The organism is Borborobacter arsenicus, assembly GCF_003934165.1.
GTDB lineage: Bacteria > Pseudomonadota > Alphaproteobacteria > Rhizobiales > Rhizobiaceae > Pseudaminobacter > Pseudaminobacter arsenicus.
Window position 1 is genome coordinate 92,209 of sequence record NZ_ML133508.1, and the last position, 25,753, is coordinate 117,961.

Annotated in this window: 27 protein-coding genes; 15 read left to right on the forward strand and 12 right to left on the reverse strand. The window is 59.8% G+C overall.

Going from position 1 to position 25,753, the window contains the following annotated elements; translation table 11 throughout:
* Together EET67_RS00445 and EET67_RS00450 are read right to left on the reverse strand one after the other, a co-directional pair.
* On the reverse strand, positions 1-996 hold the full coding sequence (locus tag EET67_RS00445; protein ID WP_128624236.1) for an LLM class flavin-dependent oxidoreductase: 996 nt from the start codon (positions 994-996) through the stop codon (positions 1-3).
* A 104-nt stretch (positions 997-1,100) separates the two neighbouring features.
* Entirely contained in the window at positions 1,101-2,156 is a 1,056-nt protein-coding gene (locus tag EET67_RS00450) for an LLM class flavin-dependent oxidoreductase (RefSeq protein WP_128624237.1), read from the reverse strand.
* Between the two features lie 243 nt (positions 2,157-2,399).
* On the opposite strand from EET67_RS00450, the gene EET67_RS00455 reads away from it, so the two are divergent.
* Positions 2,400-2,825 carry a DUF6481 family protein gene (locus EET67_RS00455; protein ID WP_128624238.1) on the forward strand — a complete coding sequence of 142 codons (426 nt, stop codon included), beginning with the start codon at positions 2,400-2,402 and terminating at the stop codon, positions 2,823-2,825.
* A 151-nt stretch (positions 2,826-2,976) separates the two neighbouring features.
* Here EET67_RS00455 and EET67_RS26375 read toward each other — a convergent pair whose 3' ends face one another.
* Together EET67_RS26375 and EET67_RS00460 are read right to left on the reverse strand one after the other, a co-directional pair.
* A complete protein-coding gene (locus EET67_RS26375) occupies positions 2,977-3,108 on the reverse strand; it encodes a hypothetical protein (RefSeq protein ID WP_281010967.1) in 132 nt (43 codons plus the stop codon).
* A 129-nt stretch (positions 3,109-3,237) separates the two neighbouring features.
* Positions 3,238-4,476: a DNA recombination protein RmuC gene (locus EET67_RS00460; RefSeq protein ID WP_128624239.1), complete on the reverse strand. Its 1,239-nt coding sequence runs from the start codon at positions 4,474-4,476 to the stop codon at positions 3,238-3,240.
* Positions 4,477-4,578: 102 nt separating this feature from the next.
* Between EET67_RS00460 and def the strand changes: the two genes are divergently transcribed.
* From def to truA, 4 genes are read left to right on the forward strand one after another with little or no spacing between them, the layout of a single operon-like run.
* Entirely contained in the window at positions 4,579-5,109 is a 531-nt protein-coding gene (gene def / locus EET67_RS00465) for a peptide deformylase (protein ID WP_128624240.1), read from the forward strand.
* A gap of 15 nt (positions 5,110-5,124) precedes the next feature.
* Complete coding sequence (fmt, locus tag EET67_RS00470; RefSeq protein WP_128624241.1) at positions 5,125-6,060, forward strand: methionyl-tRNA formyltransferase; 936 nt, start codon at positions 5,125-5,127, stop codon at positions 6,058-6,060.
* Entirely contained in the window at positions 6,057-6,557 is a 501-nt protein-coding gene (locus tag EET67_RS00475) for a GNAT family N-acetyltransferase (RefSeq protein ID WP_128624242.1), read from the forward strand. Before fmt ends, EET67_RS00475 begins: the two co-directional genes overlap by 4 nt.
* Before the next feature lie 9 nt (positions 6,558-6,566).
* Positions 6,567-7,319, forward strand: a complete 753-nt coding sequence (gene truA / locus EET67_RS00480; protein ID WP_128624243.1) for a tRNA pseudouridine(38-40) synthase TruA — start codon at positions 6,567-6,569, stop codon at positions 7,317-7,319.
* Here truA and EET67_RS00485 read toward each other — a convergent pair.
* Both EET67_RS00485 and dapE read right to left on the reverse strand, forming a co-directional pair.
* Positions 7,304-7,900, reverse strand: coding sequence for a transporter (locus EET67_RS00485; RefSeq protein ID WP_128624244.1), 597 nt, complete (start codon positions 7,898-7,900; stop codon positions 7,304-7,306). The two genes, truA and EET67_RS00485, sit on opposite strands and share 16 nt — an antisense overlap.
* Before the next feature lie 4 nt (positions 7,901-7,904).
* Positions 7,905-9,098, reverse strand: coding sequence for a succinyl-diaminopimelate desuccinylase (gene dapE, locus EET67_RS00490; protein ID WP_128624245.1), 1,194 nt, complete (start codon positions 9,096-9,098; stop codon positions 7,905-7,907).
* 130 nt (positions 9,099-9,228) lie between these two features.
* On the opposite strand from dapE, the gene EET67_RS00495 reads away from it, so the two are divergent.
* The gene (locus EET67_RS00495; RefSeq protein ID WP_128624246.1) at positions 9,229-9,936 is read left to right on the forward strand and encodes an HAD family hydrolase; all 708 of its coding nucleotides are present in this window, start codon (positions 9,229-9,231) and stop codon (positions 9,934-9,936) included.
* Positions 9,937-9,957: 21 nt separating this feature from the next.
* Here EET67_RS00495 and EET67_RS00500 read toward each other — a convergent pair whose 3' ends face one another.
* The 3 genes from EET67_RS00500 to dapD form a co-directional block, all read right to left on the reverse strand.
* Positions 9,958-10,353, reverse strand: a complete 396-nt coding sequence (locus tag EET67_RS00500) for a DUF805 domain-containing protein (protein WP_245450642.1) — start codon at positions 10,351-10,353, stop codon at positions 9,958-9,960.
* The gene (locus EET67_RS00505) at positions 10,319-10,672 is read right to left on the reverse strand and encodes a DUF805 domain-containing protein (RefSeq protein ID WP_128624247.1); all 354 of its coding nucleotides are present in this window, start codon (positions 10,670-10,672) and stop codon (positions 10,319-10,321) included. The genes EET67_RS00500 and EET67_RS00505 overlap by 35 nt, the downstream gene beginning before the upstream one ends.
* Positions 10,673-10,741: 69 nt before the next feature.
* On the reverse strand, positions 10,742-11,596 hold the full coding sequence (gene dapD, locus EET67_RS00510) for a 2,3,4,5-tetrahydropyridine-2,6-dicarboxylate N-succinyltransferase (protein ID WP_128624248.1): 855 nt from the start codon (positions 11,594-11,596) through the stop codon (positions 10,742-10,744).
* Positions 11,597-11,782: 186 nt separating this feature from the next.
* On the opposite strand from dapD, the gene EET67_RS00515 reads away from it, so the two are divergent.
* The 3 genes from EET67_RS00515 to EET67_RS00525 all read left to right on the forward strand — a co-directional run bounded on the left by EET67_RS00515 (position 11,783) and on the right by EET67_RS00525 (position 14,158).
* Positions 11,783-12,631 (forward strand): LOG family protein, encoded by an 849-nt coding sequence (locus tag EET67_RS00515; RefSeq protein ID WP_128624249.1) that lies wholly within the window; start codon positions 11,783-11,785, stop codon positions 12,629-12,631.
* A 123-nt stretch (positions 12,632-12,754) separates the two neighbouring features.
* Positions 12,755-13,138: a hypothetical protein gene (locus tag EET67_RS00520; protein WP_245450643.1), complete on the forward strand. Its 384-nt coding sequence runs from the start codon at positions 12,755-12,757 to the stop codon at positions 13,136-13,138.
* 60 nt (positions 13,139-13,198) lie between these two features.
* Positions 13,199-14,158, forward strand: a complete 960-nt coding sequence (locus tag EET67_RS00525) for a DUF1775 domain-containing protein (protein ID WP_165899743.1) — start codon at positions 13,199-13,201, stop codon at positions 14,156-14,158.
* A 64-nt stretch (positions 14,159-14,222) separates the two neighbouring features.
* Here EET67_RS00525 and EET67_RS00530 read toward each other — a convergent pair whose 3' ends face one another.
* Complete coding sequence (locus EET67_RS00530; protein WP_128624252.1) at positions 14,223-14,936, reverse strand: pyrimidine 5'-nucleotidase; 714 nt, start codon at positions 14,934-14,936, stop codon at positions 14,223-14,225.
* Positions 14,937-15,083: 147 nt separating this feature from the next.
* Here EET67_RS00530 and EET67_RS00535 point away from each other — a divergent pair, with 147 nt between their 5' ends.
* Complete coding sequence (locus tag EET67_RS00535; RefSeq protein ID WP_128624253.1) at positions 15,084-15,887, forward strand: GGDEF domain-containing protein; 804 nt, start codon at positions 15,084-15,086, stop codon at positions 15,885-15,887.
* Positions 15,888-15,913: 26 nt separating this feature from the next.
* Here EET67_RS00535 and EET67_RS00540 read toward each other — a convergent pair whose 3' ends face one another.
* Positions 15,914-16,159, reverse strand: coding sequence for a hypothetical protein (locus EET67_RS00540; protein WP_128624254.1), 246 nt, complete (start codon positions 16,157-16,159; stop codon positions 15,914-15,916).
* A gap of 237 nt (positions 16,160-16,396) precedes the next feature.
* Between EET67_RS00540 and EET67_RS00545 the strand changes: the two genes are divergently transcribed.
* Complete coding sequence (locus EET67_RS00545; protein ID WP_128624255.1) at positions 16,397-16,855, forward strand: hypothetical protein; 459 nt, start codon at positions 16,397-16,399, stop codon at positions 16,853-16,855.
* 2 nt (positions 16,856-16,857) lie between these two features.
* Here EET67_RS00545 and EET67_RS00550 read toward each other — a convergent pair whose 3' ends face one another.
* Positions 16,858-17,421: a hypothetical protein gene (locus EET67_RS00550; RefSeq protein WP_245450644.1), complete on the reverse strand. Its 564-nt coding sequence runs from the start codon at positions 17,419-17,421 to the stop codon at positions 16,858-16,860.
* A 669-nt stretch (positions 17,422-18,090) separates the two neighbouring features.
* Between EET67_RS00550 and EET67_RS00555 the strand changes: the two genes are divergently transcribed.
* From EET67_RS00555 to EET67_RS00570, 4 genes are all read left to right on the forward strand, one after another.
* A complete protein-coding gene (locus EET67_RS00555; RefSeq protein WP_245450645.1) occupies positions 18,091-19,983 on the forward strand; it encodes a hypothetical protein in 1,893 nt (630 codons plus the stop codon).
* A 137-nt stretch (positions 19,984-20,120) separates the two neighbouring features.
* A complete protein-coding gene (locus EET67_RS00560; RefSeq protein ID WP_425359493.1) occupies positions 20,121-22,094 on the forward strand; it encodes a type I secretion protein in 1,974 nt (657 codons plus the stop codon).
* 21 nt (positions 22,095-22,115) lie between these two features.
* On the forward strand, positions 22,116-24,380 hold the full coding sequence (locus EET67_RS00565; protein ID WP_425359488.1) for a type I secretion system permease/ATPase: 2,265 nt from the start codon (positions 22,116-22,118) through the stop codon (positions 24,378-24,380).
* Entirely contained in the window at positions 24,381-25,727 is a 1,347-nt protein-coding gene (locus tag EET67_RS00570; RefSeq protein WP_128624257.1) for an HlyD family type I secretion periplasmic adaptor subunit, read from the forward strand.
* Positions 25,728-25,753 lie beyond the last annotated feature (26 nt).

Genomic DNA, 25,753 nt, shown 5'->3' on the forward strand with positions numbered 1-25,753 from the left:
TCAACCGGCCAATTCCCGGTGGACCTCGGCGAGGATTTCGAAGGAGCGCACACGCGCCTTATGATCGAAAATCTGCGCGGTCACCATCAACTCGTCGGCACCGGTGCGCGCGATGAAGGCTTCCAGGCCGGACTTCACCATTTCTGGCGAGCCGACGATTGCGCAGGACAGGGCCGAGGCGAGCGTGGCCTTTACCATCGGGTCGAGTTCGGCATCGTAATTTTCGACCGGCGGCGGCAATTGGCCCGGCCTGCCGCTGCGCAGATTGACGAAGGCCTGTTGCAGCGAACTGAAATGGAACTTCGCCTCCGCATCCGTCCCGGCGGCGAAGACGTTGAGGCCGAGCATGACATAGGGTTTCTGCAACCGCTCCGAAGGTTGAAAGCGCGCCCGATAAATCTCAAGCGCATGCTCCATTTCGGCCGGCGCGAAATGAGATGCGAACGCGTAAGGCAGACCGAGCATTGCCGCCAATTGCGCGCCATAGAGGCTGGAGCCGAGTATCCAGACCGGAACGTCCTGGCCTTCGCCGGGAACGGCGCGAACTCGCTGGTTGGGTTCTGCGGGCGCAAAATAATTGATGAGCTCCACCACATCCTGCGGAAAGCTGTCGACGCCGGCCTCCATGTTGCGCCGTAATGCGCGTGCCGTGTTCATGTCGGTGCCCGGTGCGCGGCCAAGCCCGAGGTCGATGCGCCCGGGATGGAGTGCAGCAAGCGTGCCGAACTGCTCGGCAATCACCAAGGGTGCATGGTTGGGCAGCATGATGCCGCCGGCGCCCACGCGAATCGTTTTGGTACCGGCCGCCACATGACCGATCACAACCGAGGTGGCGGCGCTGGCGATGCCCGGCATGTTGTGATGTTCGGCCAGCCAGTAGCGCAGATAGCCGAGGCGCTCGGCATGGCGCGCGAGATCGAGCGTATTGGCAAGTGACCGCGAGGCTGTGTTGCCCTCGGCAATGGGAGCAAGGTCGAGAACGGAAAGAGGGATCATCAGGCAGGCTCCGGAGGGGCAGGAATTCTGGATATAGGCACTCCCTTCGGCGGCGCCAACCATTGGTCAGGCCGCCATTGCTCCTCGCCAATTCGCGCCGTCGATCAGCCGGCGGTTAGCTCAGGCACCTTTGTACCGAGTTCCTTGCGCACCATCGGCGCGACCCTGGTGCCGAACAATTCGATTGCCTTCATGATCTTGGCGTGCGGCATAGTGCCGATCGCCATTTGCAGCAGGAACCGATCGTTCTTGAACAAGGCATGGTTGGCGATGATCTTTTCGGCGACCTGCTCGGGATCGCCGACGAAGAGCGCGCCTCGCGGACCCCGCGCCTGGTCGAAATGCGCGCGATTGGTCGGGCCCCAGCCCCGCTCGCGGCCGATACGGTTCATCACCTCCGCCTGGGGCTGGTAGAAGTCGTCGGCTGCCTGTTCCGAGGTTTCGCCGACGAAGCCATGCACATTGATGCTGGTGGCAAGTTTCGTTGCATCGTGCCCGCTTCGCGAGGCCGCCTGGCGATAGAGATCAAACAGCGGCGCGAAGCGGGCGGGTTCGCCGCCGATAATGGCAAGCGCCAGCGGCAGGCCGAGCATGCCTGCACGTGCCACCGATGCCGGCGTTCCGCCAACAGCGATCCATATTGGGAGTTTTTCCTGAAGAGGGCGCGGATAGACGCCGCGATCATGGATCGGCGCGCGCAATTCTCCTGACCAGGTAACGCGTTCGCTGTCGCGCAGCTTCAGGAGCAGATCGAGTTTTTCGGCGAAGAGCTGGTCGTAATCTTCCAAATTATAGCCGAAGAGCGGGAAGGATTCGATAAAGGAGCCGCGCCCGGCCATTATCTCGGCACGTCCGCCCGAAAGCAGGTCGAGCGTGGCGAACTGCTGGAAGACGCGCACCGGATCGTCGGAGGACAGAACGGTGACCGCGCTGGTGAGCCTGATACGGCTGGTGCGCTCGGCTGCGGCGGCAAGTGCCACGATGGGTGCGGAGGCTGCATAGTCCGGGCGGTGGTGTTCGCCGAGCCCGAAGACGTCGAGCCCGACCTGATCGGCCAGTTCGATCTCCTCGATCAGGTTGCGCAACCTCTGATGCGCACTGACAGCGCCTGGGCCGCTATCGAGGCTGACATCGGCAAAGGTGTAGAGACCGATTTCCATTGAGTTGCCCTCTTCCTACGGATCGGATGCAGATAGCGATGTGGAGACTTGTCTGCCAGAGGTGCGGTTGTGAACGGTCCTTTCAGTTTTCCGATCGGCGGACCGTTCCTTAACGGCAACATTCGCCGAATACATGGCAGTCATGCCGTTTTGGCGCTTGAACTCTGGGCTTTCGCGCGTATGTAAGCCACGCGAAGAGATTTTGTATCTTCGCGAACCGACGTATAGGAATGAAGGCGAACATTGGCACTCTATAGGGAACAAGACATATTCGAGCGGCGCAACGCCGCAAATGCAGCAAAACAGGCTCTGCTGGAGCGTTTCAAGGCAAGACCCGCTGAAGACGACCCGCAGGTGATGGCGCGCAAGGCCGAGCGTCAGGCCATCCTGGAGGCGCGCGAAAAGCGCAATGCCGAAAAGGAAAGGCTGAGACAGGAAAAGCTGGCACGCGAGGCTAAAGAAAGAGCCGAGCGCGAAGCCATTGCAGAAGCCGCACGCATTGCCGCTGAAGAAGCCGCAGCAGCCGAAGCAAAAGCCAAGGAAGCGGAAGAGATGGATCGCATCTCGCGCTTGCTCGCCGACGAGGCCGAGCGCAAGGCCAAGCGCGACGCCCGCTATGCCGCCCGAAAGGCGCGCAACGGCCGGATGCCGCCGCCTCGTCCGGCATAAATCTCGGCTTCAGGCCTGACGCGAAGCGCCGACATGCCCTTTGTATTTTTCTCGGGCATCAGATGACGGCGCAGTCGCATTTGTGATGCACAGCCTTTCTCTGGTGCGCCCTATTGGTGCAGCGGCAGAGTAGGGCTGTGCGTATTTCTTATTATTTGTTTTTGTCCTTAAGCCTTGTCGCCTGAACCGCCGGGGCCTTGAGTGCGGGCTCAGCGGCCGGCTTCTTTGCATCCTTTTTCGGTTTTCGCGGTTCCTTGTTGCTGCGCAATTGTCCCTTGGCCATGGCTTCCTCCGTGAGTGGCGACGCTTCGAGTGAACCAACAGTTCGTGGCAAGAGCAAGGGGCGATGAACGCCGGCAAGGTGCGGTTTGCATATTGTGTGGGCGGCGTCTGCTAAACCGGCAAGGATGACTCAGCGGTCGCTTTCTTCAAGCACGCGCAGCCGCAACTGGCCGGTCTTGGATTCGGCACTCCGCTCGACTGCACGACTGGCTCCACGAGCTTCGTCCGCTTCGCCGACGCCGAATTCCAGCGACTCGATCTTGGCCCCGCGTTTGGTGACCTTGCTGGACGAGACGAGGATATCGTCGATGTCCTTCGACGCCTGGCCGAAATGCGTCTGCAATTTGCGCACCCGATCGTCGAGGCGCGAGACATCCTCCATCAGCCGGATGACCTCGCCCTGGATCAGATGTGCCTGTTCGCGCATCCGCGCGTCCTTCAGGATCGCCTGAATGACCTGTATCGACAGCATCAGGAGGGAGGGCGAGACGATTACGACGCGCGCGCGGTGGGCGCGATGGACAAGCGTCTCGAAATTCTCGTGGATCTCGCTGAATACGGATTCCGAAGGCACGAACATGAAAGCCGTGTCCTGGGTTTCTCCGCTGATCAGATATTTGTCCGAAATATCCCTGATGTGGATTTCGACATCTCGGCGGAAGGCCTGTGCGGCAAGCTTTTGTGCCTCCGGTCCTTCAGCGGCGCGGATGGCGTTCCACGCTTCCAGCGGAAACTTGGCGTCGATGACCAGGGACGGCGAGCCATTGGGCATTTTTACCAGACAGTCCGGCCGGTTGTTGTTGGAGAGCGTCGCCTGGAATTCGTAAGCGCCGTGAGGGAGCCCATCGGCAACGATTGCCTCCATGCGTGATTGCCCGAACGCACCGCGCGTCTGCTTGTTGGACAGGATTGCCTGCAGTTGCACGACCTGGCCGGCAAGCGACTGGATATTGCCCTGTGCGGTGTCGATGACTGCAAGCCGCTCCTGCAGCTTGGCAAGGCTCTCATGCGTTGACCTTGTCTGTTCCGACATGGTCTGGCCTAGCCGCCCGGTCATGGCGTCGAGCCGCTGGCCGATCGATTGCGTGAGTTCGGCCTGGCGAGACCCAAACACCTCCGCCAATGCGCCCATGCGCCCCTGCATCTCAGCTTGGGATTGCAGAATATCCGCCATGCGTGCTTCAGTGTCGCGGGCACGCTCTGCCGCTTCTGTCGCGGCAACTGCTCGAGCCTTGGATGAGCGCCAGAGCGCCACGACCAGCACCAGCAGCAGGAACAGCAGCACTATCGAGCCAACGGCCAGGATTTGGCCGAGCGAAACGACGCTGGCGCCCAGGTGCAATACGGGTTCGGAAAGCAGATCGATCATACGGACAGGATACGTGATTCGCGCTGCGATAACAGATCAAAACAGGAACATCGTGAAGGCAAGGCAGTTGACGCCTTTTCTCGCAAGCCTTAGGTGAGGCGCATGACGATCAAGCCGCTCGTAATCCTTCCCGATCCCGTACTGCGCCAGCTTTCCAAGCCGGTGGAGCGCATTGACGATTCGCTGCGCAAGCTGGCCGACGACATGCTGGAAACCATGTATGACGCGCCGGGAATAGGCTTGGCTGCCATTCAGATCGGTGAACCGTTGCGCATGCTGGTGATCGACCTGGCCAAGGAGGACGAAAAGCGTTCGCCGCAGGTCTTCATCAACCCCGAAATCCTCAGCCGGTCGGATGAGGGCTCGGTCTATGAGGAAGGCTGCCTGTCGATTCCCGATTACTATGCCGAGGTGGAGCGTCCGGCTTCGGTGCGGGTGAAATTCCTCGATCGTGACGGCAAAGAGCAGGAAGTTGACGCCGATGGGCTTCTGGCAACCTGCCTGCAGCATGAGATCGACCATCTCAATGGCGTGCTCTTCATCGACCATATCTCCAAGCTGAAGCGCGACATGGTCATTAAGAAATTCAAGAAGCTGGCCAAGGACCGGCAACCGAGCCGCATGGTCGGGTAGGGTCAGGACCCTCGCATGCCCCTTCGCATCATCTTCATGGGCACGCCGGAATTTTCCGTCGCCACCCTTCGTGCAATCGCCGGGGCGGGCCACGAAATAGTCTGCATCTATACCCAGCCGCCGCGCCCGGCAGGGCGGCGCGGGCTGGAACTGACGCCTTCGCCGGTACAGCACGAGGCCGAACGGCTGGGCGTGGAGGTGCGTGCACCCTTGTCACTCAGGGGATCAGCCGAGCAGGAGGCGTTTCGTGCCTTGGGTGCCGATGTCGCGGTTGTCGTCGCCTATGGGTTGTTGTTGCCGCCCGCCATTCTCGAAGGTACGCGGTTCGGTTGTTATAACGGCCATGCCTCGCTGCTGCCACGCTGGCGCGGGGCCGCACCGATCCAGCGGGCGATCATGGCTGGCGACCGGGAAACCGGTATGATGATCATGAAGATGGATCGGGGGCTGGACACCGGACCGGTCGCGCTGACGCACCGCATCGGCATCGAGCCCGACATGACTGCCGGCGAATTGCACGACCGGCTGATGGACGTCGGCGCCGATCTTATGGTGGAGGCGTTGGCGCGGCTTGAACAGGGCGATTTGTCCTTGACGCCACAGGCGCCGGACGGCGTCACCTATGCAAGCAAGATCGACAAGACTGAAACGAGAATCGTCTGGTCGCGGCCGGCAGGTGAGGTGCACGACCATATTCGCGGCCTGTCGCCCTTTCCGGGCGCATGGTGCGAGATGGTCGTCGCCGGAAAGGCCGAGCGACTGAAAGTCCTACGCACAACATTGGCGGATGGCAATGGCGTGCCCGGCGTGGTCCTGGATGATCGACTGGCGGTAGCTTGCGGTGAGGGGGCTGTAAGGCTCCTGCAGGTTCAGCGGGCCGGCGGCAAGGCGGTTGCCGCCGAGGAGTTCCTCCGCGGCGCGAAACTCGGCAAAGATACGAGGCTGGCATGAACGGCGTGACAATCAGGCCGGCGCAAGCAGGCGACCGGAAGGCGATCAACGAAGTCGAGGCAAGGGCGTTCGGCCAGATGGCGGAAGCCCGGTTGGTCGAGCAATTGGTAGCCGATGGCGAGGTGGTGCTGGAACTGGTGGCCGAGAAGGCAGGGCGGATCATCGGCCATGTCCTGTTTTCGCGGCTGCTTGTCGTTGACGGAGACAGGCAATTCGGCGCCGTCGCGCTGGCGCCGCTCGCCGTCGATCCGGACTTCCAGCATCAGGGCATCGGCAGCGCTCTGGTCACGGAAGCGCATCGGCAATTGCAGGGGGCCGGGGGACCCTTGTCCGTGGTGCTGGGCGACCCCGCCTATTATGGACGTTTCGGCTACCAGCATGAACGAGCGGTGGGCTTCGACAGCGATTATCAATGCGATGCCCTGCAGGCGCTTGCCTGGGGCGACGCACCGAAAACCGGCAGGCTGGTCTATGCCGCCGCCTTCGGCAGGTTGTGAGCCGCTGGAATGCCGCGCTACCGCCTCGATATCGAATATGACGGCACTGCCTATGCCGGCTGGCAGCGGCAGGACGGGCCCGCGACGATCCAGGGCGCGATCGAGCAGGCCATAAAGGGTTTTTGCGGTGAGACAATCACCTTGCGCGGGGCAGGGCGGACGGATGCAGGCGTGCATGCGACCGGCCAGGTCGCCCATCTCGATCTTCAGAAGGCATGGCGCGACGATACGGTGCGCGATGCCATCAATGCCCATCTGGAAATGGCCGGCGAGGCGGTGACGATCCTTGCCGCACGTGCCGTGCCGGATGATTTCGATGCTCGGTTTTCGGCTATTGGCCGGCAATATCTCTACCGCATCCTCAACCGCCGCGCGCCTGCGGCCCTGGAGAAAAATCGCGTCTGGGTGGTGCAAAGAAAGCTTGATGCGCAGGCCATGCATGCGGCAGCCCAGGTGCTGGTCGGGCGGCATGATTTCACCACCTTCCGCTCGCAGCAGTGTCAGGCAGCCAGCCCGGTGCGCACGCTCGATCGTTTGGATGTCGTGCGCCGCGGCGACGAGATCGAGATCCGCACCGCCGCTCGCTCTTTCCTGCACAACCAGGTCCGTTCGATGGTCGGCACGATCAAGCGCGTCGGCGAGGGTGCTTGGACGATGGACGATGTCAGGGCTGCCCTTGAGGCCACGGATCGCGCCGCTTGCGGTTCGGTGGCCCCGCCTTATGGGCTCTATCTCACTGGCGTGGACTACCCGGAGATATAGACGCCGAATATCGCCTGCAACACCACCAGAACCACGATCGAGGCGATGAACATTCCGGCGAAAACAGCGCTGCCTACCGCCGCCCCTTTGGCGATCACGGCATTGGTCAGCCGCCATGTCAGCACCATCGACAGGAGGAAGAGGCCGAGCGACAGGGCAAGCGCGGGATCGGCATCGGATGGTGTGACCAGGCGCAGCAGGGCCGCCGGCAACATCAGCCAGGCAAGGATGGCCGAACTCCAGTTGCTGGCGACGACATAGTGCACGAAGCGGTCGCGTATGCCGGCACTGGAGGCGACAAAGGCCAACCCGACCAGCGGCAGGATCCATGCGCCGAGATCGATCATTGCCAGCCGAAGCATATAGGATAATCGGCTCAGCGGCGCTGCGGGATCGGCCCCTAGCTCATTGGCGGTGCCCACCCAGCCGACGATGAGAGCCGGCAGCGCGATTGCGATGGCGAAGAAGGAATTCCAGAAACCATCGGCGGAGACGTCGAGCAGCGCCACACCGTCGCGCTTGCCCATCATCAATTGCCAGGCGCCGGTCAGATATCGCTGGATGTCGTCGGAGGGCGGCATCGGGTCAACCCTGTGCGAACCAGTCTTCGATGAAGCGTCTGTAAATATCGGTCAGCATTTCAAGGTCGGCCAGTGCTGCGCGCTCGTTCACCATATGCATGGTTTTGCCGACGAGGCCGAATTCCACGACCGGGCAATAATCCTTGATGAAACGCGCATCCGAGGTGCCGCCGGAGGTCGACAGCGCCGGTCTGCGCCCGGTAACGGCTTCCACCGACCCGCTCAGCGTGCCGATCAGTTTTTCGTCGTGGGTGAGGAAAACATGGCTTGGCCGGTCGCGCCAGAGAATATCGAACTCGATCGGTTCTTTGCGGCCCTTCCGATATCTTTCACTCGCGCTTGCGACATCGAGCCGATTGTGGATTTCAGCCTGGATGCTCTCGGCATCCCATGTGTCGTTGAAGCGGATATTGAATGATGCGGTTGCCCTGGCCGCAATGACATTGGTCGCCGGGTTGCCGACATCGATCGACGTGATTTCAAGATTGGTCGGCTGGAAATCCTTGGTGCCCGCATCGAAATCAGGATTGATGAGCGCATCCACCAATGTCATCAGGCCACGCACGGGGTTGTCCGCCAGATGCGGATAGGCGACATGGCCCTGCCTGCCATGTACAGTTACCACGCCCGAGAGCGAGCCGCGCCGGCCAATCTTGATCATGTCGCCGAGCGCATCGGGATTGGTCGGTTCGCCGACGATCGCCGCGTCCCATTTCTCGCCTCTGGAGGCAGCCCAATCCAGCAGCTTGACGGTGCCGTTGATCGACGGTCCCTCTTCGTCGCCGGTGATCAGCAGTGACACCGACCCCTTCGGATTGCCGTGAGCTTCGACATGGCGGGCCAGCGCTGCGATGAAGCAGGCGATGCCGCCTTTCATATCGACAGCACCGCGCCCATAAATTTCGCCATTGTGGATGGCGCCGGCAAACGGAGGATGGGTCCATGCCGCCTCGTCGCCGACGGGAACGACGTCGGTATGGCCGGCAAACATCAGATGCGGCCCGTTGCCGGAAAGCCGTGCATAGAGGTTCTCGACATCCGGCGTGCCTTCCTCCGAGAAGATCGGGCGCTCGATTCCGAAACCGAGCGGCTTGAGCATGGCTTCCAATGCCGATAGTGCGCCGCCTTCAGCGGGCGTCACCGATGCGCAGCGGATCAGTGTGGCAAGGTTCTCGACTGGATTTTTTGGCATGCTCATGATGAAGGCAGATAATGCAAACGATGCGCCATGTCACTGGAGATGGGACGGCCGCTGATTGGTCCATCGGGAGTTGGATCACGCCACTAACCGCAATACACTGTCGAAATCGTTTATCCGGTGAACAATAATGCCGTCCAGTAGCCTGTCCTTGACCACCATCGGCTTCGATGCCGACGACACGCTGTGGCAGAATGAGCAATTCTTTCGGCAGACCGAAAAGCAGTTTATCGCGCTTTTGGCGGAGCATGCCGATGGCACGGATATCGAGGCGCGGCTGCTGGAGGCCGAGAAGCGCAATTTGGCACTTTATGGCTTTGGCATAAAAGGCTTTACGCTGTCGATGATCGAAACGGCGCTCGAGATCGGTGGCGGACGAGTGCCTTCTGCAGTCATCGGTGAGATTCTGGCAGCTGGCCGTGACATGCTCAGTCATCCGATCGAAATTTTACCGCAGGTCCGCGAAACGCTGGAGCAACTGGCCGGGGCCTATCGGCTGGTATTGATTACCAAGGGCGATCTGTTCGATCAGGAGCGCAAGCTGGCGCAGTCGGGCCTGGCTGATCTGTTCGAGGCCGTCGAGATCGTCAGCGACAAGAACGCGGCGACCTATGCACGGATATTCGCCCGCCATGGGGAGGGACCTGAGCGCAGCATGATGGTAGGCAATTCCCTGAAATCCGACATCGTGCCAGCGATCGAGGCGGGCAGTTGGGGGGTCTATGTGCCGCACGACCTGACATGGGTGCTGGAGCACGTCGAGGAGCCGACGCAGGCGCCGCGGTTTCGCCGGCTGGAGCGGCTAGGCCAATTGACGGATTTGATCGAACGGCTCTGAAGCTTCCTGCCCTGCGGAGTGTCACTGCGCGGAATTGGCGTACCGGCCGTATTGATTCGGACCGGGATTGCCTGGAAACAGGCACAAAATCAGAAAAACAATGATCGAAACCACGGGAATGAACAGCGATACCGCCAGAATTCCCGGCTTGCCCATGTCATGCAGCCGCTTCACGCTTGTGGCGATATGGACCCACAGAAACGTGACGAAAATCACTCCGAACAGCACCGACCAGGTTTGTCCGGCCAGGCTTTCGGCCGGTACACGCATGAACTGGTAGAGCGGAAACGAAACCACGACCACCATCAGGAGGAATGTGAGCAGGAAGGCTACCCGGCTAAGGCGACCGGAAAATCGAAAGAATAGCCAGAGATACTGATTGTTAGGCAAGTGGATCGGGTCCGTATCGATTGGCACCCTGGGTTCCTTCGAGAATACCGATCTCGACGATGAACCAGACGATGCCGATGAAGGGTACAAGGGCGATGAGCGTCCACCAGCCTGATTTGTCACGGTCATGCCAGCGCTTGGCATAAACCGCCAGTGCGAAGTAACAGGAAGCGCACCAGACCAGCGTGAACAGGACACCCACCGGCGCCCCGTCAAAAGTGATGCCGAGCAGATTGTCGAGCATGAGAGCGACAATGGAGGCGGCCAAAAGAGCGCCTGTGCCCACCCAGAATTTCGCCCGGCTTATGCGGCCCTGAAAGCTGGTGAAAAGATGTCTCCAGTCCACGGCTCCCCCCATTTCGCCCGCGCCGTAAAATTGTACGCGGACGGAAGGTGCGTCCGAATGCAGGTAAGATCAATCGCGCAGAAGCTCATTGATCGAGGTCTTCGACCGGGTCTGTGCATCAACGCGCTTGACGATGACGGCGCAATAAAGGCTTGGGCCGGGCTCGCCATTGGGGAACGGCTTGCCAGGCAGCGAGCCGGCGACGACGACAGAATTCGCCGGAACCTCGCCATAGGTGATCTCGCCGGTGGCGCGGTCGACGATCTTGGTCGATTTGCCGATGAAGACGCCCATGCCCAGCACCGAGCCTTCGCGCACGATGCAGCCCTCCACCACCTCGGAACGGGCGCCGATGAAGCAATTGTCCTCGATGATGGTCGGTCCTGCTTGCATCGGCTCCAGCACACCGCCGATGCCTACGCCGCCGGACAGGTGCACATTCTTGCCGATCTGCGCGCAGGAGCCGACGGAGGCCCATGTATCGACCATTGTGCCTGAATCGACATAAGCGCCGAGATTGACGAAGGACGGCATCAGCACAGCACCCGGCGCGATATAGGCCGAACGGCGCACAACGCAGGAAGGAACGGCACGAAAGCCGGCATTTTCGAAGTCGATCGCCCCCCAACCGGCAAATTTCGACGGCACCTTGTCCCACCAGGCCGAATCGCCGGGACCTCCCTTGGTGATCTCCATCGGGTTGAGGCGGAACGACAGGAGCACCGCCTTCTTAAGCCATTGATTGACTTTCCAAGCACCGTCATCCTGGCGCTCCGCAACGCGAACAGCGCCACGGTCGAGCAGATCCAGTGCCGTCTCGACAGCCTCTCTTATTTCGCCACTCGTGCTGGTCGATACGGTCTCGCGTTCCTCGAACGCCTTTTCAATCGTCGCCTCGATGCTCGAAAGATCGGTTTTCGACATGAGCATACTCCATTACACAGGCTGTTAAGGCGAAAGGCCTAGTATGGCCAAACGGTTTCTCGGCTGTTTTTGAGATCGCGCGGACCCTATGTCAGGGTGTGGAAGGGGTCAATCGGGCGAGGGGCAAAGACAAGGCTCGTCGCTGAAAAAATTGGGCCCGCCGGTGAAAAATTGGACAAGCATATTATGAATCCTATGGAAAAGACCGGATGGACGCCGCTGCCTCATTCCGATGAGGATTTGGAGCGGGCAAAAAGCGTTCCGGATACGCCCCAGACGCGCGCCTCTACCTATCGGCTGGCGTGGAACGACGAAGAATTCATGACGCGGCGCGAGTTGCGGGCGGTGCGCCTGCAGTTGGAGCTTCTCAAGCCCGAAATGATTCTGGCCGAACGCGGCATCCGCTCCACAGTGATTTTGTTTGGCGGCGCACGTCTTCCCGAGCCGGGCGGCGAGGCCTGGGCAGCCAAGAATGAGATCCAGAAGAAGAACCTCGAAAAAAACAGCAAATATTACGAGGAGGCGCGCAAATTTGCACAAATTTGCTCACGCCACTCCGCCTCTTCCTATTACCGCGAATATGTCGTGGTGACTGGCGGCGGGCCGGGCGTGATGGAGGCCGGCAACCGCGGGGCGGCCGATGTCGGCGCGCCGTCGATCGGCCTTAACATCGTGCTGCCGCACGAGCAGGCGCCGAATGAATATGTGACGCCGGAACTCTGCTTCAACTTCCATTACTTCGCGATCCGCAAGATGCATTTCGTCATGCGCGCCAAGGCGGTGGCGGTGTTCCCGGGCGGCTTCGGCACGATGGACGAATTCTTCGAGACGCTGACGCTGATCCAGACCGGGCGTATGGAGCGCGTGCCGGTAATCCTGTTTGGCAAGGCTTTTTGGGAGCGTGCTATCGACCTGGACTTCCTGGCCGAGCAGGGCACGATCACGCCGGGAGACCAGGATATCATCGATTTCGTCGATACCGCCGAGGAAGCTTGGCGGATCATCAGCCGTTTCTACAAGCTCAAGACGCGCTGACACTTCCGTCCGTTGGCAACGCCCGTGCGTCCATGCCGCATGATGCAATGCTGGTGGCTGGCAAACCCTTCGGCTAAACCAATATCGATGAGACGGTCGCAACGAGCCTCGGGTTGGTTTGCCGTGCTTCGGCGCGACCGCCTGTTGTTTGCCGTCGCCGCCACACTGGTGTTGCTCACCCATCTGTTCCAGCCGCTCGCCGAAGCCAGGGCTGCAGAGGCAGAAAATGCCTGGGTGATTTGCACTATGTTCGGCATGCAGACTGCCTCTCCGGAGAGCAAATCAGTGCCGCCTGTCGGCGCGCCGGATGGCTGTTCGACCTGCATTGGCGGACCTTGCGCCGGTTTTGCGGTCCCGCTCCGGCTAGCAACTGCGTTCGAACAGGCTTTCCCCGCACCGGTGGCCAATCGGGAAGCGATGCCGGGTCTCGTCGAGACCACGATCCCACCTGACCGGCTCAACGAACCGCCGCCGGCCATTCGCGCCCCGCCATTTGTCCTTGCCTGAAACGAACCGCTTTCGCCCTGCGCGGAAGCAAATCTGTTCCAGATGCGGAAGGACACGAACATGCATCGACTTATTCTGCCATTTGCCGCGGCCTGTGCGCTGACGGCCATTTCCATCGTCACCGCCCATGCCCATGCCTCGCTGGAAAAAAGCCAGGCGGCTCCCGGTTCCTACAAGGCCGTGCTGAAAGTGCCGCATGGCTGCGACGGCCAGGCCACACACACTGTGCGCATCGACCTGCCGGAAGGCTTCATTGGCGCCAAGCCGATGCCGAAGGCCGGATGGACCCTGTCGGTTGAAAAGGGCGACTATGCCAAACCCTACAAGCTCCACGGGGACGAGGTCACATCGGGTATAAGATCGGTGACCTGGACTGACGGCAACCTGCCGGACGAGTTCTACGATGAATTTGTCGTCAGCGGCACGCTGGCCGATGTCGCCGAAGGCCAGACTCTGTATTTCAAGGCAAGGCAGGTCTGTGACAAGGGTGAGGTCGCCTGGGATCAAGAACCTGCGGAGGGACAAGACCCGCATTCGCTTGATCATCCGGCGCCTTCCTTGACCATCCTCGCGGCCCACGGTGATACTCATGCCCACCATGCTGGCGCGTCGGATACGGTTAAAGCCGGCGAGCTGGAGATCAAGGGAGCATGGGCGCGCGCGATGTTGCCTGGCCAGCCGACCGGCGGCGCTTATCTGACCATCACCAATAGTGGGGCCGCCGCTGACCGACTGCTTGGCGCGACTTCGCCGAACGCCGGCAAGGTGGAAATCCACTCAATGTCGATGAAGGACAATGTGATGGTCATGCGCCCGATCGAGGGTGGACTGGAAATTCCGGCAGGTGCAAGCGTCGAGTTGAAGTCAGGCGGCGAACATCTGATGTTCATGAATGTCACGCAGCCGTTCAAGGAAGGGGCCAGCGTGCCGGTCACGCTCGAATTCGAGAAGGCCGGAAAGGTAGATCTAAGTCTGCCGGTGCAAGCGAAAGCTGGCGGCGAGGATCACTCCAGCCATTAAAGCGATATAGATCAAGTTCGCGTACATAGGCGGCGCAGTTCCATGGCTGCGCTGCCTATGTAACTCACCTTGAGAGCCTTGGCGGCGCAATGGTCCGAAGAAAGCCAGCGAGGTCGTCGGTAACGAAATCAACGGCATCGTCATAGGCCGGATCGCTCTCCCATATTTCGGAGAAGGTCGGCTCGAAATTCCTCGGTACGACAAGCACTGTGCGCATGCCGAGTGACTTGGGCACGATGAGGTTGCGCGCCAGATCCTCAAACATCACTGCCGTCGGGCCGGCGATATGATGAAGCGCGATGAATCTGTCATAGGTTTCCGGGGCAGGCTTCGGCGTTAAACCGGCTGCTACGATATCGAATATGTCATCGAAATGGTCGAGGATGCCAAGTCGCCCTGCCGCGCGTTCGGCGTGGGTGCGGTCGCCATTGGTGAAAATGAACTTGCGTCCCGGCAGAGCGGTGATCGCTTCTCCCAGCGCGGGGTCTGGTGAGAGCCATGTATAGTCGATGTCATGGACTTTGCTCAGAAAATCGTCGGGATCGATATTATGGCGCGCCATGAGGCCGGCCAGCGTCGTGCCATACTCCTTATAGAGTTGCTTTTGCACGGCGCGCGCCTCTTCGCGCGGCAATCGCAGCAATTCCGACACATAGGCCGTCATCTTCACGTCGATTTGCGAGAAAAGATTGGTGGCGTGCGGATAAAGCGTGTTGTCGAGATCGAACACCCAGTCGGTGACATGGGCAAAATGGTGAGGCTCAGCTGTCTGTGTCATGCGATGCTTATGGCACGGTTCTTCGTCTTGTGCTCGCTGGAATAGAGGTATCCACGGATCAAACAGTCGATCGTTCAAATTTTATCTAAATGGGAAAGGACACTTTCAGCCCTCGCTGTCATTCAGCCCCGCAACGGAGGGCTGGCGATGAAAAGCGTGATTCTAAGGGCGACGATTGTCGCCATCCTCGCCGTTCTTGGCTCGCTTCTTGCCGTTGTCACGGTCGTGCCCATGCTCGGAGGCGTCGTTGATGGCAACGCCTGGCTCATGTGTATTGTTTGCCCGCTGGTGACTGCCTGGCCGGCCAGCTTCTACATGTTCCGGCAGGGCGACCGGCTGAAGCAGGCGTATCGCGACCTGGCAAGAGCACATGCACAACTAGCGGCCGCGCATCGACGTCTGGAGGAGAAAGCCAGCCGCGACCATCTGACCGGCATGCTCAACCGCGAAGCCTTCTTTGCATTGCTGGACGGCTCGCGCCGCAAGGCCGATCGCGGTGCCTTGCTGATCATCGATGCCGACCATTTCAAGAAAATCAACGACAGTTACGGCCATCTGACTGGGGACAAGGCGTTACTGGAAATTGTCGGGGCAATTTCACGCGGCGTTCGCGCCGGCGATGTGCTGGGCCGCATCGGCGGCGAGGAATTCGGCGCGTTGCTTATCGGAGCTACCGACGAGGAGGCGCTGGTCGTCGCCGAGCGGGTTCGCCGCGAAGTTGAGCAGATCAGCTTCAGCCCGCTGGGGGACGGTACGATTCCGCTCACCGTCAGCATCGGGGGAACAACCTGCAAAGCCGGTGCAACCGTCTCCGAATTGATGCGCTCTGCCGATATGCGTCTCTATGAAGCTAAGAGCCGTGGGCGCAACCGGGCAATCACAGATGGCAATATGTCTGCCGCCACCCGAAAATTTGCTTCCTTCACAGGTTGTGTCGCTGCTGAAGTATGAAGGCCTGATGTTCGGAGCAGCAGAACTCAGGTTACGATTGACGTAATCGACGCAGCAATCAGCAATCCGGCCACGACCAGCAGCGCGCCATAGATACTCGGCTTGCCGAACAATACTGCGAAGGACGACCCCCAAACGATTATGGCTCCGGCAAGCGCATAGAGAAATGCCGCCTTGTCATTCCATGCGATGCCGACGGCCATCAAGCCGCCGACGATAAGCGCGCCGAAGATAAGCATAATTGACAGCGCGAACTTCTCCACCGAATCCATCTATCGTCCTCTGATCGTCAGTCCGGGCCTTGCGCGTTCATGCGCAAAGGCGATGCATCGCTTTGAACCTACGCATAATCCGTCGCAAAATCGATCCGCAATTTTTGGAAATTATGCGTCGGGGACTGTGCTTATGGAATTGTCCTCATGGCGATGATGGTGGCCCAATTCGCAACTTTCCGATGCCGGTGTATGGTCAGTGCCTCGTTATGCCTGCCTCGAATGCGGTGATTCCCAATGCGCATGGCATGGACCATTTTTGCGCTATTGTGCTGGACGCTCCCAGCGCAGGCGCAACATCTGCCCGCCGAGTCGACAGCATTCGAGCGTACTGTCTCCATGGCACGCCTCTATTTGGCAAGACAATCAGTGCTTGTCGACTATGTGGCCGCCATGAGACGTTACGAGGCCGCAGTCGCCAGAAAAAAACACCCGGAAAATCTGTTCCAGGAAGCGGGTCAAGCTGGCGAGAGCGAGCCCTGGACCTGGACGGCCGCCAACGGCGACACGGTTCGCCGCAGGGAGGAGGGCGTGTTCATTGTTCAGAGTGGGAACTACCTCGGCAACTGGTTCACTAATACTGAGTGCATAATTCTCGAATGGCCGGCGTTTCTTTGTGCGGATGGCCAGACATGGAAGATGTCTGCACCTGATCCCGATACCGTGATTTTTGGCGACGTCGAGTATACTAGGTGATTTCAATGCGGATATGAATATTCGCGAACCAATCTCCAGATGGTGGTGTTGGTGTTCTTGATATCGTTGATGCAGTTCGTGATTTTCCTTACCTCGGCGTCGTCCAGTTCCTCGATCTTGCCGTACCGTATGTCGTCCTTCGCGTCGAATATCCGCATGAGCTGGGTGCTTCCCGAGGTTCCGGTCTCGTCAAACGAATAGATGCAGTGGCTGTACTTGTTTCGAAGTTTTGCCTGGCGCGTCAGCTGCTCGGTTACCGAAAGAATCTCGCGCCTCCGGTCGGTCGGGTTTTTGGCTAGCTTCGAAAGGCGTTCGACGAGTTCGATGCGTGCGCGTGTGGTGTTCAATGTCAGAAAGATCACGATCGCCGTTTCCTTGTCGACTCGTGCAAGGCCGGCGATGAGATAGATGAGCAGGCTTTCCGTGTTGGTCCAGGTGTAGTTCAACTGGCCGATCAACAGCAGTATTTCCTGGAAACGCGGCCCCAGCTTTGCTGGCCCTTCATGCAGTATCTCGGTGGAGGGTGGCGGGGTTCCCTGCGAGCCGTTCTTGTTCATCTCAGGCATTTCAGCGAGTTTCCTTTCCGGAGCTCTGCATCCTGTGGCCGGCACCCATCATATATGATTGCCGAGGCTTTCGGCATCCTCAATCACAATCGGTTGCCATCCATCGCATCGCACAACGGCGCCATCGGCGCCGCATTTTGCCGGTCGGCGGCGTTGGGACAGGCTGATCCATATGCCGAATGAAGATGAAAACAGACATCCGAGGTAGCCGGGATAACCGCTTACGCCAAAAGCGTAAGGTCATCATGGCGTGAATTTTAACAGACGATTCAATGGCTTGTTGAGCCATTTAAAATCCATTGAGCGAGCAAAACGCATCGAAAGACGTAGAAACGGGTAACTCGAATTGGCAGCTAGCGTTTCCGGCTGCGGAGTCACAAGGTTTTATTCCTGGGCGCGGGCTGAGCCGGACGTGACAGCGGTTCTGGCGAACCACGCGTGCTGGCTCGGGGCGGAGACGTTCGGCGCCGTATGTTGTCGTGTGGAGTGGGTCCGCACGTCTCCGCTCGCGCCAGGGCTTTTGGGTATCCGGTGGCTGTGGCACCCGGCTGTCCACAATGACGTACCTGCATGATGTAGTCAGAACTCAATCGTCCGCGTGCAGCTCAAAGCCCCGTAAGAGATGAATGGTGGTTATGCTGTCCGTGGCCTCAATTCGAGGACATTGAAATGGCCAACAAAAACAACGGTACACAGCAATTTGGCGTCCAATTGTTCGGGGACGATCAATATAATGTTGCTTTCGACGACATTATTTATGATCCGGGCGATCAGAGCCAAAATCAGGACCAGGGACAAGGTCAGGGCCAGGGACAAGGTCAGGGACAAGGTCAGGGCCAGGATCAGGGACAAGGCCAGGATCAGGGTCAGGGTCAGGAGCAAGGCCAGTATCAGGAGAGCGCCTCGTATAACGAGAACGCGAACGGCAATGGCAACCTCAACGGCAACGGTAATCTGAACGGCAACGGCAACCTGAACCTCAATGGCAATGGCAACCTGAATTTGAACGGCAACGCCAATGCCAATGAAAACGTCAATACAAACACGAACACTTCGACCACGACCGTCGATGTGAACGTCGATCTCAGCCTGGAGGGCTGGGAACCCACGGACAATGATTTCGCAGACATCGACCTGACGGATTCGTCGGTCGGTAATCTGTTCGTCAATCGCGACGGCGAGATTCACTACAATCCCGGCGATGATATCACCTTCGACGATATTTTGAACGGCTCCCTGAACGGTGCGGGCAACGATATGGCGTTCCTGCAGAACCAGGTCGCCGATCTTGAGGACAATGACACGCTCGAAAACGCTTATGTCCAGAACAACGGCACGTTCGAGCAGAACGGCAATGCCAATGGCGGCGAAGCCTATGCTGACGAAGGCATCGATGCTGGCGGCGGCGGCGGCTCCAGCGGTGACGCTTGGGGCGGCAATGGCGGCAATGGCGCCGGTGGCGGAAATGCCAATGGCGGCGCGGCTGCCGGTGGCTTTGGTACTGGCGGCGGCGCATCGAGCGGCGCGACCGGTGGAACCGGCGTCGGTGGAGCGGCTGTAGGTGGCATCGCCACTGGCGGCGGCGCGGCCGGTGGTGCCGGCGCAGCCGGCGGTAGCGGTTCCGGCTTCGGCATCGGCCTTGGCGCGCTTGGTGTTGGTGCAGGCCAGGGTGGTGCCGGTGGTGCCGGCGGCGCTGGCGGCAATGGCGGCAACGGCAATGGCGGCGATGGCGGCAATGCGAACGCCAATGGCGGCGATGGCACTGGCGGCTCATCCCTCCCGCTGACTGGTGATGGTGGTGCCGGTGGCGCTGGTGGTGCCGGTGGCGCTGGTGGTGATGCCGGTGCGATTGCGCTTGCGGCGAACGTGCCGATCCTGTCGGCAATTGGCGCTGCGGGTGCTGCTGCGGCAGCCGGTGCCGGTGGTGGCGCCGGTGGTGCCGGTGGTGCCGGCGGTTCAGGTGGATCGAGCGGTAGTGCGGATAATGCCGATGCGTCCGGAACCGGTGGCGCAGGCGGTGCCGCGGCTGGTGGAGCCGGTGGTGCTGGTTCAGGTGGTGCAGGTGCTGCCGGCGGAACGGCTGACGGTGGCTTTGGTGCCGGCCTTGGGCTCGGCGTCGGAACGGGTGTCGGCATTGGTGCCGGTCTCGGCGGTGACGGCGGCGCAGGTGGCGCAGCGACTGGTGGCGCAGCCGCAGTCGGTGATTCCAACGGCGGTGCAGGCACCGGCGGACATGGCCTCAGCGGTGCATGGGCCGGTGACGGCACAGGCGGCGATGCCCTTGGCGGCTTCGCCTGGGGTGGTGACGGCGGCAATGGCGGCAATGGCGGCGACGCGTGGAGCGGTAACGGTGGTGCTGGCGGTGCCGGTGGACAATGGGGGTCCGGAAATGGCGATGACGGTATTGTCAACGGCATTTCGGAAGCCCATGCCGAGGCAGCCATCGATGTGACGGCATTCAACCAGAGCATCGTGATGGGCGCCAATCTGCAGGGCAACACGATCGACATGACCGTTGTCGGTGGTGACCTGACCAGCACCTTTACTGGCGAAGACGTCTAGCAAGCGCGAATGTCCGCCACGGCGGACCGGATGTTGACCTGCGCGGGGATATCCCCGCGCAGCGTTCCCAACGGAAATAGGCACTGATCGGTCCTGGGCGGGTCCGACACCAAAAGGGAGACGCGACCCCCGTGCTTATGGACAAGACGACAGAAGCCATCGCCCATTTCATCGGTCTGTTTGCAACCACGCTGGAAGAAGCCCGTCTGCGCAAGGACTACAACGAGTTTCAAGCAACGCGCGATTCCGCACCTGAACAACCCGGTCTCATCAACATCGACGCTTCGACGAAGGCGCCATACGACTTTGTCGAGATGGATCCTGGCCTGCGCTATCAGCCCCTGCCTCCGGACGTGATCTGGCTGGCGCCATGGATCGAGACCAATTTCCATCCGCCGCATATTCCGGTATCGATGCCGATCTCCTCGCAGATCATCGCGAATCTTCCGGAGCCGGGCGTGGTGCACCAGGCATCGTCGCATGTCGTGTTCCACATCGACCCGCCCAGTTCGCTCGCCGCTCTTATCAATCAGGAGATCAGTCTTTCAGACAATGACTATGTCGGCGTCGGCGGTCATGGGCTGATTTTCAGCCCGGATATGGACTATGGGGCCGAGATGGCCGCCCTTCTATATGGCGCCGCGCAGCTATCGCCGGTCGGCCGTCTGGATGCACCCGGCTCCGGCGTGGAGATCGGCAACTTCATCCTCAACTCGGCGTCGGCGTTGGAAACCTTCGTCGAGGAGAGCCACCAGGATGGTGACGTGTCCGCTCTCAGCCAGGACAGGATCGAGGGGACCTATGTAAATGGCGAGCTTGTCTCGGAGCTTCCTAATCTGAAGGATTATCTACCCGATCCCGAAGGGGAGGAGACCGATGCAGGATCAACCACGGTTCACTCCGTTCACGGGCTTGGAACTGTGGAGATCGCGGCCTCGGTCACGGTGGAAGCCGGCTCCAACCTGCTGGTCAATTCCGCAGTCCTTACCAACAACTGGCTGGTCGGACCCGTCATCGCAACGGTCGGCAATCACGTCGAACTTAATGCGATCGTGCAGATCAATGTCTGGAGCGATACCGATGCGATTGGCACTTCGGTAGGCGGGTGGGCCTTTGACCCCGGCGAGACGACGGAAGCGTTCAATATCGCCATGTTCTCGCGCATCGATCCTGGTGCAGACACACATGCCGAAGCATCAGATGATTTCCCGCAAAATTGGGCGGTTACTCGCATCGACGGCGATCTGATCCTGATGAACTGGATCGAGCAGTTCAGCTTCATGATGGACAATGATGTCCATGTCCTGTCGTCTTCGGGCGTAAAGTCCATGGTGACGACCGGCGACAACACCATGCTGAACAACGTCAATCTGACGGAGCTGGGGCTTTACTTCGACCTGATTATCGTCGGCGGCAATATTTACGACTGCAATTTCATCTACCAGATGAATGTCCTGCTCGACGACGATCTCGTCGGGGCAGTCAAAGGTTTCCAGACAGACGGGGACGGCACGCTTTCCACAAGTGGCAATCTACTGTGGAACCAGGCAGGAATCGTCAATATCGGCGGAGCCGATCGTTTTGAGACGATGCCTGATTACTACAGGGAGGCCGCTGCGAATCTGAAGGCAGGCAAGAACGATTTGCCAAGCGGCGTCTTCGGTGATGATGCCTTTGCTGGTCTTGGAGGCCTTCGGGTCCTCTATGTGTCAGGCGATATTCTCGATCTGCAATACATCAAGCAAACCAATATTTTGGGTGATGCCGACCAGGTCGCGCTAGCGATGAACAGCATCGGCGAGAACTTTCCTGATGCTCAATGGAACATATCCACGGGCTCCAACGCACTTGTCAACACGGCCGGAATTCTGGATCTCGATTCGACCGGAAAGAACTATGTCGGCGGCGATCAATATTCGGATGAGATTTTGATCCAGGCCGAACTGGTGTCTACCGATCCCCATCTTGGCGGACAGAATCCCGATGTCCTGGTCAATGAAGCCGTTGCATTCCTGGACGACGATTTTGCCGCCCCGGATGACGATGCCCCATCCGCCCCGACTGTTCACGATGCGCCTCATGTCGATGTCATGCAGACCATGCTGGCTTGACGGCGTAATCCGAGGAAACCGATGAAAGACAATCACGCACATTCCCTGCGGCCTTTCACCGACGAAAAAGGAGAGGGCGGATCAACCGGAATGCCGGATGATGATCCCGTTCAGGCACTGTCGCGAATGCTCTACCGGACGGAAGAAGCTATGCGCTCGATGAACGACCTTGATCGGGCGATCGTCGAACTGAGCGATGCCGCAGCATCGCGTCCCTCGCTGCCGCCCAGGCCTGATTGTGAGCGGGCTTCTCCCAGCGAGCCGCAAGCCCCGACACAGGAGGCGCCGCCCTCGTCCTGGAAACGGGAAGAAGTCGTTGAGGAGCAAGCACGGCCAACTGTAGTGGAGGTGGAGCCCGAAGTGCGGGTGGTCGAACCCAGCCGGCTTGATGTGACGGAAACAAAGTCCATCCCCGCCACCGCGCCTGGCATGGTGACGATTGATGATGACCGATCGCCCATCAAGGCTGATGGACGATCGCCTGACAAGGCCGGCCCGGGCAATTTGGACAAGGGTGGCGGAGGAGGGAGTGGCGGTGCGGGAGGCCAATTTCACCGTCGTCTCGGGCCGATAAATTTTGCGCAGAATTTGCGCGCGGGCCTGCAAGCGGTCAGGAAAAACCTGCTTGTCGTCATGATCTTCACAGTTGCCAGCAACATCCTGGTGCTGGCCATTCCCATCTATCTCTTCCAGATTTCGGATCGCGTTTTGACCAGCCGGTCGATCGATACGCTGATCATGCTCACAGTCGTGATCGTAGGAGCTGTTTTGCTGCAGGCGGCGCTCGATGCGATACGGCGTTTCATTCTGATGCGCACGGCCGTCGAGGTCGCAGCCCAGCTAGGTGCCCCGATCCTCAGTGCCGCCGCCCGCGCCGCCCTGCATAGCAATGGCCGCGAATATCAGACCCTGGGAGACCTTCAGCAATTGCGCTCCTTCCTGGTTTCGGGAACGCTTCTGGCATTTCTGGATGCGCCGATGGCGCCTTTTTTCATCCTGGCGGTCTTCCTTGTGCATCCGCATCTGGGATTTATCGTCGTCAGTTCGGCGCTTGCGTTGCTGGCGATCGCCGCGATCAACCAGCGCGCGACCTCCGGGGCTTTCAGTGAGGCCACCTCTCACCAGAGCAAGGCCAATCTTCATCTCGATTCCATGTCTCGCAATTCGCAGATCATCAATGCGCTGGCAATGATCCCGGAGGCGGTCAAGATATGGGGAAAGGACACGGCTGGTTCGCTCAAGGCACAGGTGGCGGCACAGGATCGCAATATCGTTTCTGCCGCCACCTCCAAGGCGGCGCGGCTTCTGACGCAAGTGGCAATGCTTGGCTGGGGTGCGTTTCTGGCCATCGAAGGCGAATTGACTGGCGGCATGGTCATCGCCGCTTCGATTATCGCCGGTAGGGCACTGGCACCTGTGGAAGGGGCCATCGAAGGCTGGAACCAGTTCATCCAATCGCGTGCAGCCTACGGGCGCATATCGACTCTGCTTCAGTCGTCGCCGCTCAATTTCGAGCGCTTGAACCTGCCGCGGCCGCAGGGCCGGCTCGATGTGGAGCGGCTGCTTTTCGTGCCGCAAGGCACCAAGCGTGTGGTGCTCAACGGCATCACTTTTTCGCTTTCGCCGGGCGATTCGCTGGCGATCATCGGCAATTCAGGCGCCGGAAAAACCACATTGGGCAAGATGCTGGTCGGCTCGATCCTGCCGACCTCCGGCAATGTGCGGCTCGACCTGATGGACCTGCGCAACTGGGACCAGCGGCAGTTCGGCGAGAATATCGGCTATCTGCCGCAGGACGTTCAACTTTTCCCGGCTACCATCAAGGCCAATATCGCCCGCATGCGTGAAGATGCCAGCGATGCCGACATCTATCAGGCCGCGATGCTTGCCGATGTCCATGAGATGATTGCAACGTTCCCGCAAGGCTATGAGACATTCGTGGCAGGCGACGGCGCACCGCTTTCCGGTGGCCAGAAACAGCGCATCGCGCTTGCCCGTGCCTTTTTCGGCAATCCGCGGATGGTCATTCTGGACGAGCCCAATTCCAATCTGGATAGCGCCGGGGATGCGGCGCTGGCGCGAGCGCTGGAACATGCCAAGCGCGAGAAGATTACCGTCATCACCATTACCCAACGGCCGGCCCTGCTGCGCAGCGTCGACAAGATTCTGCTGCTCACCAACGGAACGGTGTCGCTGTTCGGTGCGCGCCAGGAGGTCTTGCAGGCCTTGGCCGCACGGGGAATGGCGCCGAGTTCTGCCGGATCGTTGGCAACGCAATCGGAATGAATGGGTAGCAAAGTGACTGTCGCCACGCATCACGATCCCGAATGGTACGCAGATGTGCCTCGCTCCATCCGCAAACAGGCCTTTGTCGGCCTCGCGCTGATGGCATTGAGTTTCGGCGGCTTTGGAACCTGGGCGATGACGGCACCGCTTGCTGCGGCCGTCATCGCCCAGGGCAGCTTTGTCGCGACCGGGCAAAACAAGATCGTGCAACATCTGGAAGGCGGCATCATCAAGGAGTTACTGGTCAACGAGGGTGACCATGTCGAACTCAACCAGCCGCTTTTGCGGCTCGATGAGACGGCCGCAAAGGTCAATGAACGGCAGTTCTTTCTGCGCCGGCTACGTCTCGAGGGGATTGTCGCGCGCCTGTCTGCCGAGGCCGCTGGGCTGAAGAAGATCAATTTCCCTCAAATCATCCGGGAAAATCGCGGCGATGACGACGTGGCTTCCATCGTCGCCGGCCAGGAGCTCAATTTCCAGGCGTCACGCAGCAAGCTCGAGAGCGAAATCAGCCTTCTCACCCAGAATATGAAGGCGCTCGAATTCAGAGCGAGCGGCTATCAGCAACAGTTCGATTCGATGGAAAGACAGCTCGAACTGCTGGGAGAGGAATATGAAGGCAAGAAAGTGCTCTTGAAGCAGGGCTTGCTGCGCAAGACCGAAATCAAAGCCATTGAGCGTGCAATGGCCGATGCGGAAGGGCAGATGGGACGGCTGGCGGCCGAGGTTTCGGAAACCGATGCGCAGATCGTCAAACATAAACAGCAGGTCGACCAGACGCTTGCCGCCTACAGACAGGCCGCGCTTGATGAATTGCAAAGCGTAGAGGCCGATCTTGACAGCGTTCGTCAGCAATCGCGTGAGGCGGAGAATGTTCTGGGACGCGCTACGATCCATGCGCCGGTAGCCGGAACGGTGGTGCGCATGCTCTATCACACCTCGGGCGGTGTTATCGAAAGCGGCAAGAGCATTATGGAAATTTTGCCGGCCGATGTGCCCCTCGTCATCGAAACGCTGGTTCCGCGAACGGAAATCGACAATGTCAGGGTCGGGCAGAAGGCCACGGTTCAACTCATCGCCCTCAATCGCCGCACGACCCCGGTATTGAACGGTGAAGTCTACTATGTTTCTGCAGACTCCCTGCCTGACGCCAGCGGCGATCAGAGGCACGAAGCCTATCTCGCCCGAATCAATCTTCCGGTCAGCGAACTGTCGAGGGTACCGGGATTTTCGCCTACCCCAGGCATGCCGGTGCAGGTTATGATCCAGACGGCCGAGCGGACATTCTTCTCCTATCTGATCAAGCCGATCACGGATAGCATGTCGCGCGCCTTCATCGAGCAGTGACGTACCCTCGATGTAGCATAGAACGG

What these genes read in the sequence shown, in the direction of transcription:
- EET67_RS00530 (WP_128624252.1), bottom strand. Translation starts at nt 14,936, where the DNA reads ATGACACAGACAGCTGAGCCTCACCATTTTGCCCATGTCACCGACTGG.
- dapD (WP_128624248.1), bottom strand. Translation starts at nt 11,596, where the DNA reads ATGTCGAAAACCGATCTTTCGAGCATCGAGGCGACGATTGAAAAGGCG.
- EET67_RS00460 (WP_128624239.1), bottom strand. Translation starts at nt 4,476, where the DNA reads ATGATCGATCTGCTTTCCGAACCCGTATTGCACCTGGGCGCCAGCGTC.
- truA (WP_128624243.1), top strand. Translation starts at nt 6,567, where the DNA reads ATGCCGCGCTACCGCCTCGATATCGAATATGACGGCACTGCCTATGCC.
- EET67_RS00475 (WP_128624242.1), top strand. Translation starts at nt 6,057, where the DNA reads ATGAACGGCGTGACAATCAGGCCGGCGCAAGCAGGCGACCGGAAGGCG.
- EET67_RS00550 (WP_245450644.1), bottom strand. Translation starts at nt 17,421, where the DNA reads ATGCCTGAGATGAACAAGAACGGCTCGCAGGGAACCCCGCCACCCTCC.
- def (WP_128624240.1), top strand. Translation starts at nt 4,579, where the DNA reads ATGACGATCAAGCCGCTCGTAATCCTTCCCGATCCCGTACTGCGCCAG.
- EET67_RS00515 (WP_128624249.1), top strand. Translation starts at nt 11,783, where the DNA reads ATGAATCCTATGGAAAAGACCGGATGGACGCCGCTGCCTCATTCCGAT.
- fmt (WP_128624241.1), top strand. Translation starts at nt 5,125, where the DNA reads ATGCCCCTTCGCATCATCTTCATGGGCACGCCGGAATTTTCCGTCGCC.
- EET67_RS00495 (WP_128624246.1), top strand. Translation starts at nt 9,229, where the DNA reads ATGCCGTCCAGTAGCCTGTCCTTGACCACCATCGGCTTCGATGCCGAC.
- EET67_RS26375 (WP_281010967.1), bottom strand. Translation starts at nt 3,108, where the DNA reads ATGGCCAAGGGACAATTGCGCAGCAACAAGGAACCGCGAAAACCGAAA.
- EET67_RS00545 (WP_128624255.1), top strand. Translation starts at nt 16,397, where the DNA reads ATGCGCATGGCATGGACCATTTTTGCGCTATTGTGCTGGACGCTCCCA.
- EET67_RS00560 (WP_425359493.1), top strand. Translation starts at nt 20,121, where the DNA reads ATGGACAAGACGACAGAAGCCATCGCCCATTTCATCGGTCTGTTTGCA.
- EET67_RS00535 (WP_128624253.1), top strand. Translation starts at nt 15,084, where the DNA reads ATGAAAAGCGTGATTCTAAGGGCGACGATTGTCGCCATCCTCGCCGTT.
- EET67_RS00445 (WP_128624236.1), bottom strand. Translation starts at nt 996, where the DNA reads ATGATCCCTCTTTCCGTTCTCGACCTTGCTCCCATTGCCGAGGGCAAC.
- EET67_RS00525 (WP_165899743.1), top strand. Translation starts at nt 13,199, where the DNA reads ATGCATCGACTTATTCTGCCATTTGCCGCGGCCTGTGCGCTGACGGCC.
- EET67_RS00570 (WP_128624257.1), top strand. Translation starts at nt 24,381, where the DNA reads ATGGGTAGCAAAGTGACTGTCGCCACGCATCACGATCCCGAATGGTAC.
- EET67_RS00565 (WP_425359488.1), top strand. Translation starts at nt 22,116, where the DNA reads ATGAAAGACAATCACGCACATTCCCTGCGGCCTTTCACCGACGAAAAA.
- dapE (WP_128624245.1), bottom strand. Translation starts at nt 9,098, where the DNA reads ATGAGCATGCCAAAAAATCCAGTCGAGAACCTTGCCACACTGATCCGC.
- EET67_RS00555 (WP_245450645.1), top strand. Translation starts at nt 18,091, where the DNA reads ATGGCCAACAAAAACAACGGTACACAGCAATTTGGCGTCCAATTGTTC.
- EET67_RS00485 (WP_128624244.1), bottom strand. Translation starts at nt 7,900, where the DNA reads ATGCCGCCCTCCGACGACATCCAGCGATATCTGACCGGCGCCTGGCAA.
- EET67_RS00450 (WP_128624237.1), bottom strand. Translation starts at nt 2,156, where the DNA reads ATGGAAATCGGTCTCTACACCTTTGCCGATGTCAGCCTCGATAGCGGC.
- EET67_RS00540 (WP_128624254.1), bottom strand. Translation starts at nt 16,159, where the DNA reads ATGGATTCGGTGGAGAAGTTCGCGCTGTCAATTATGCTTATCTTCGGC.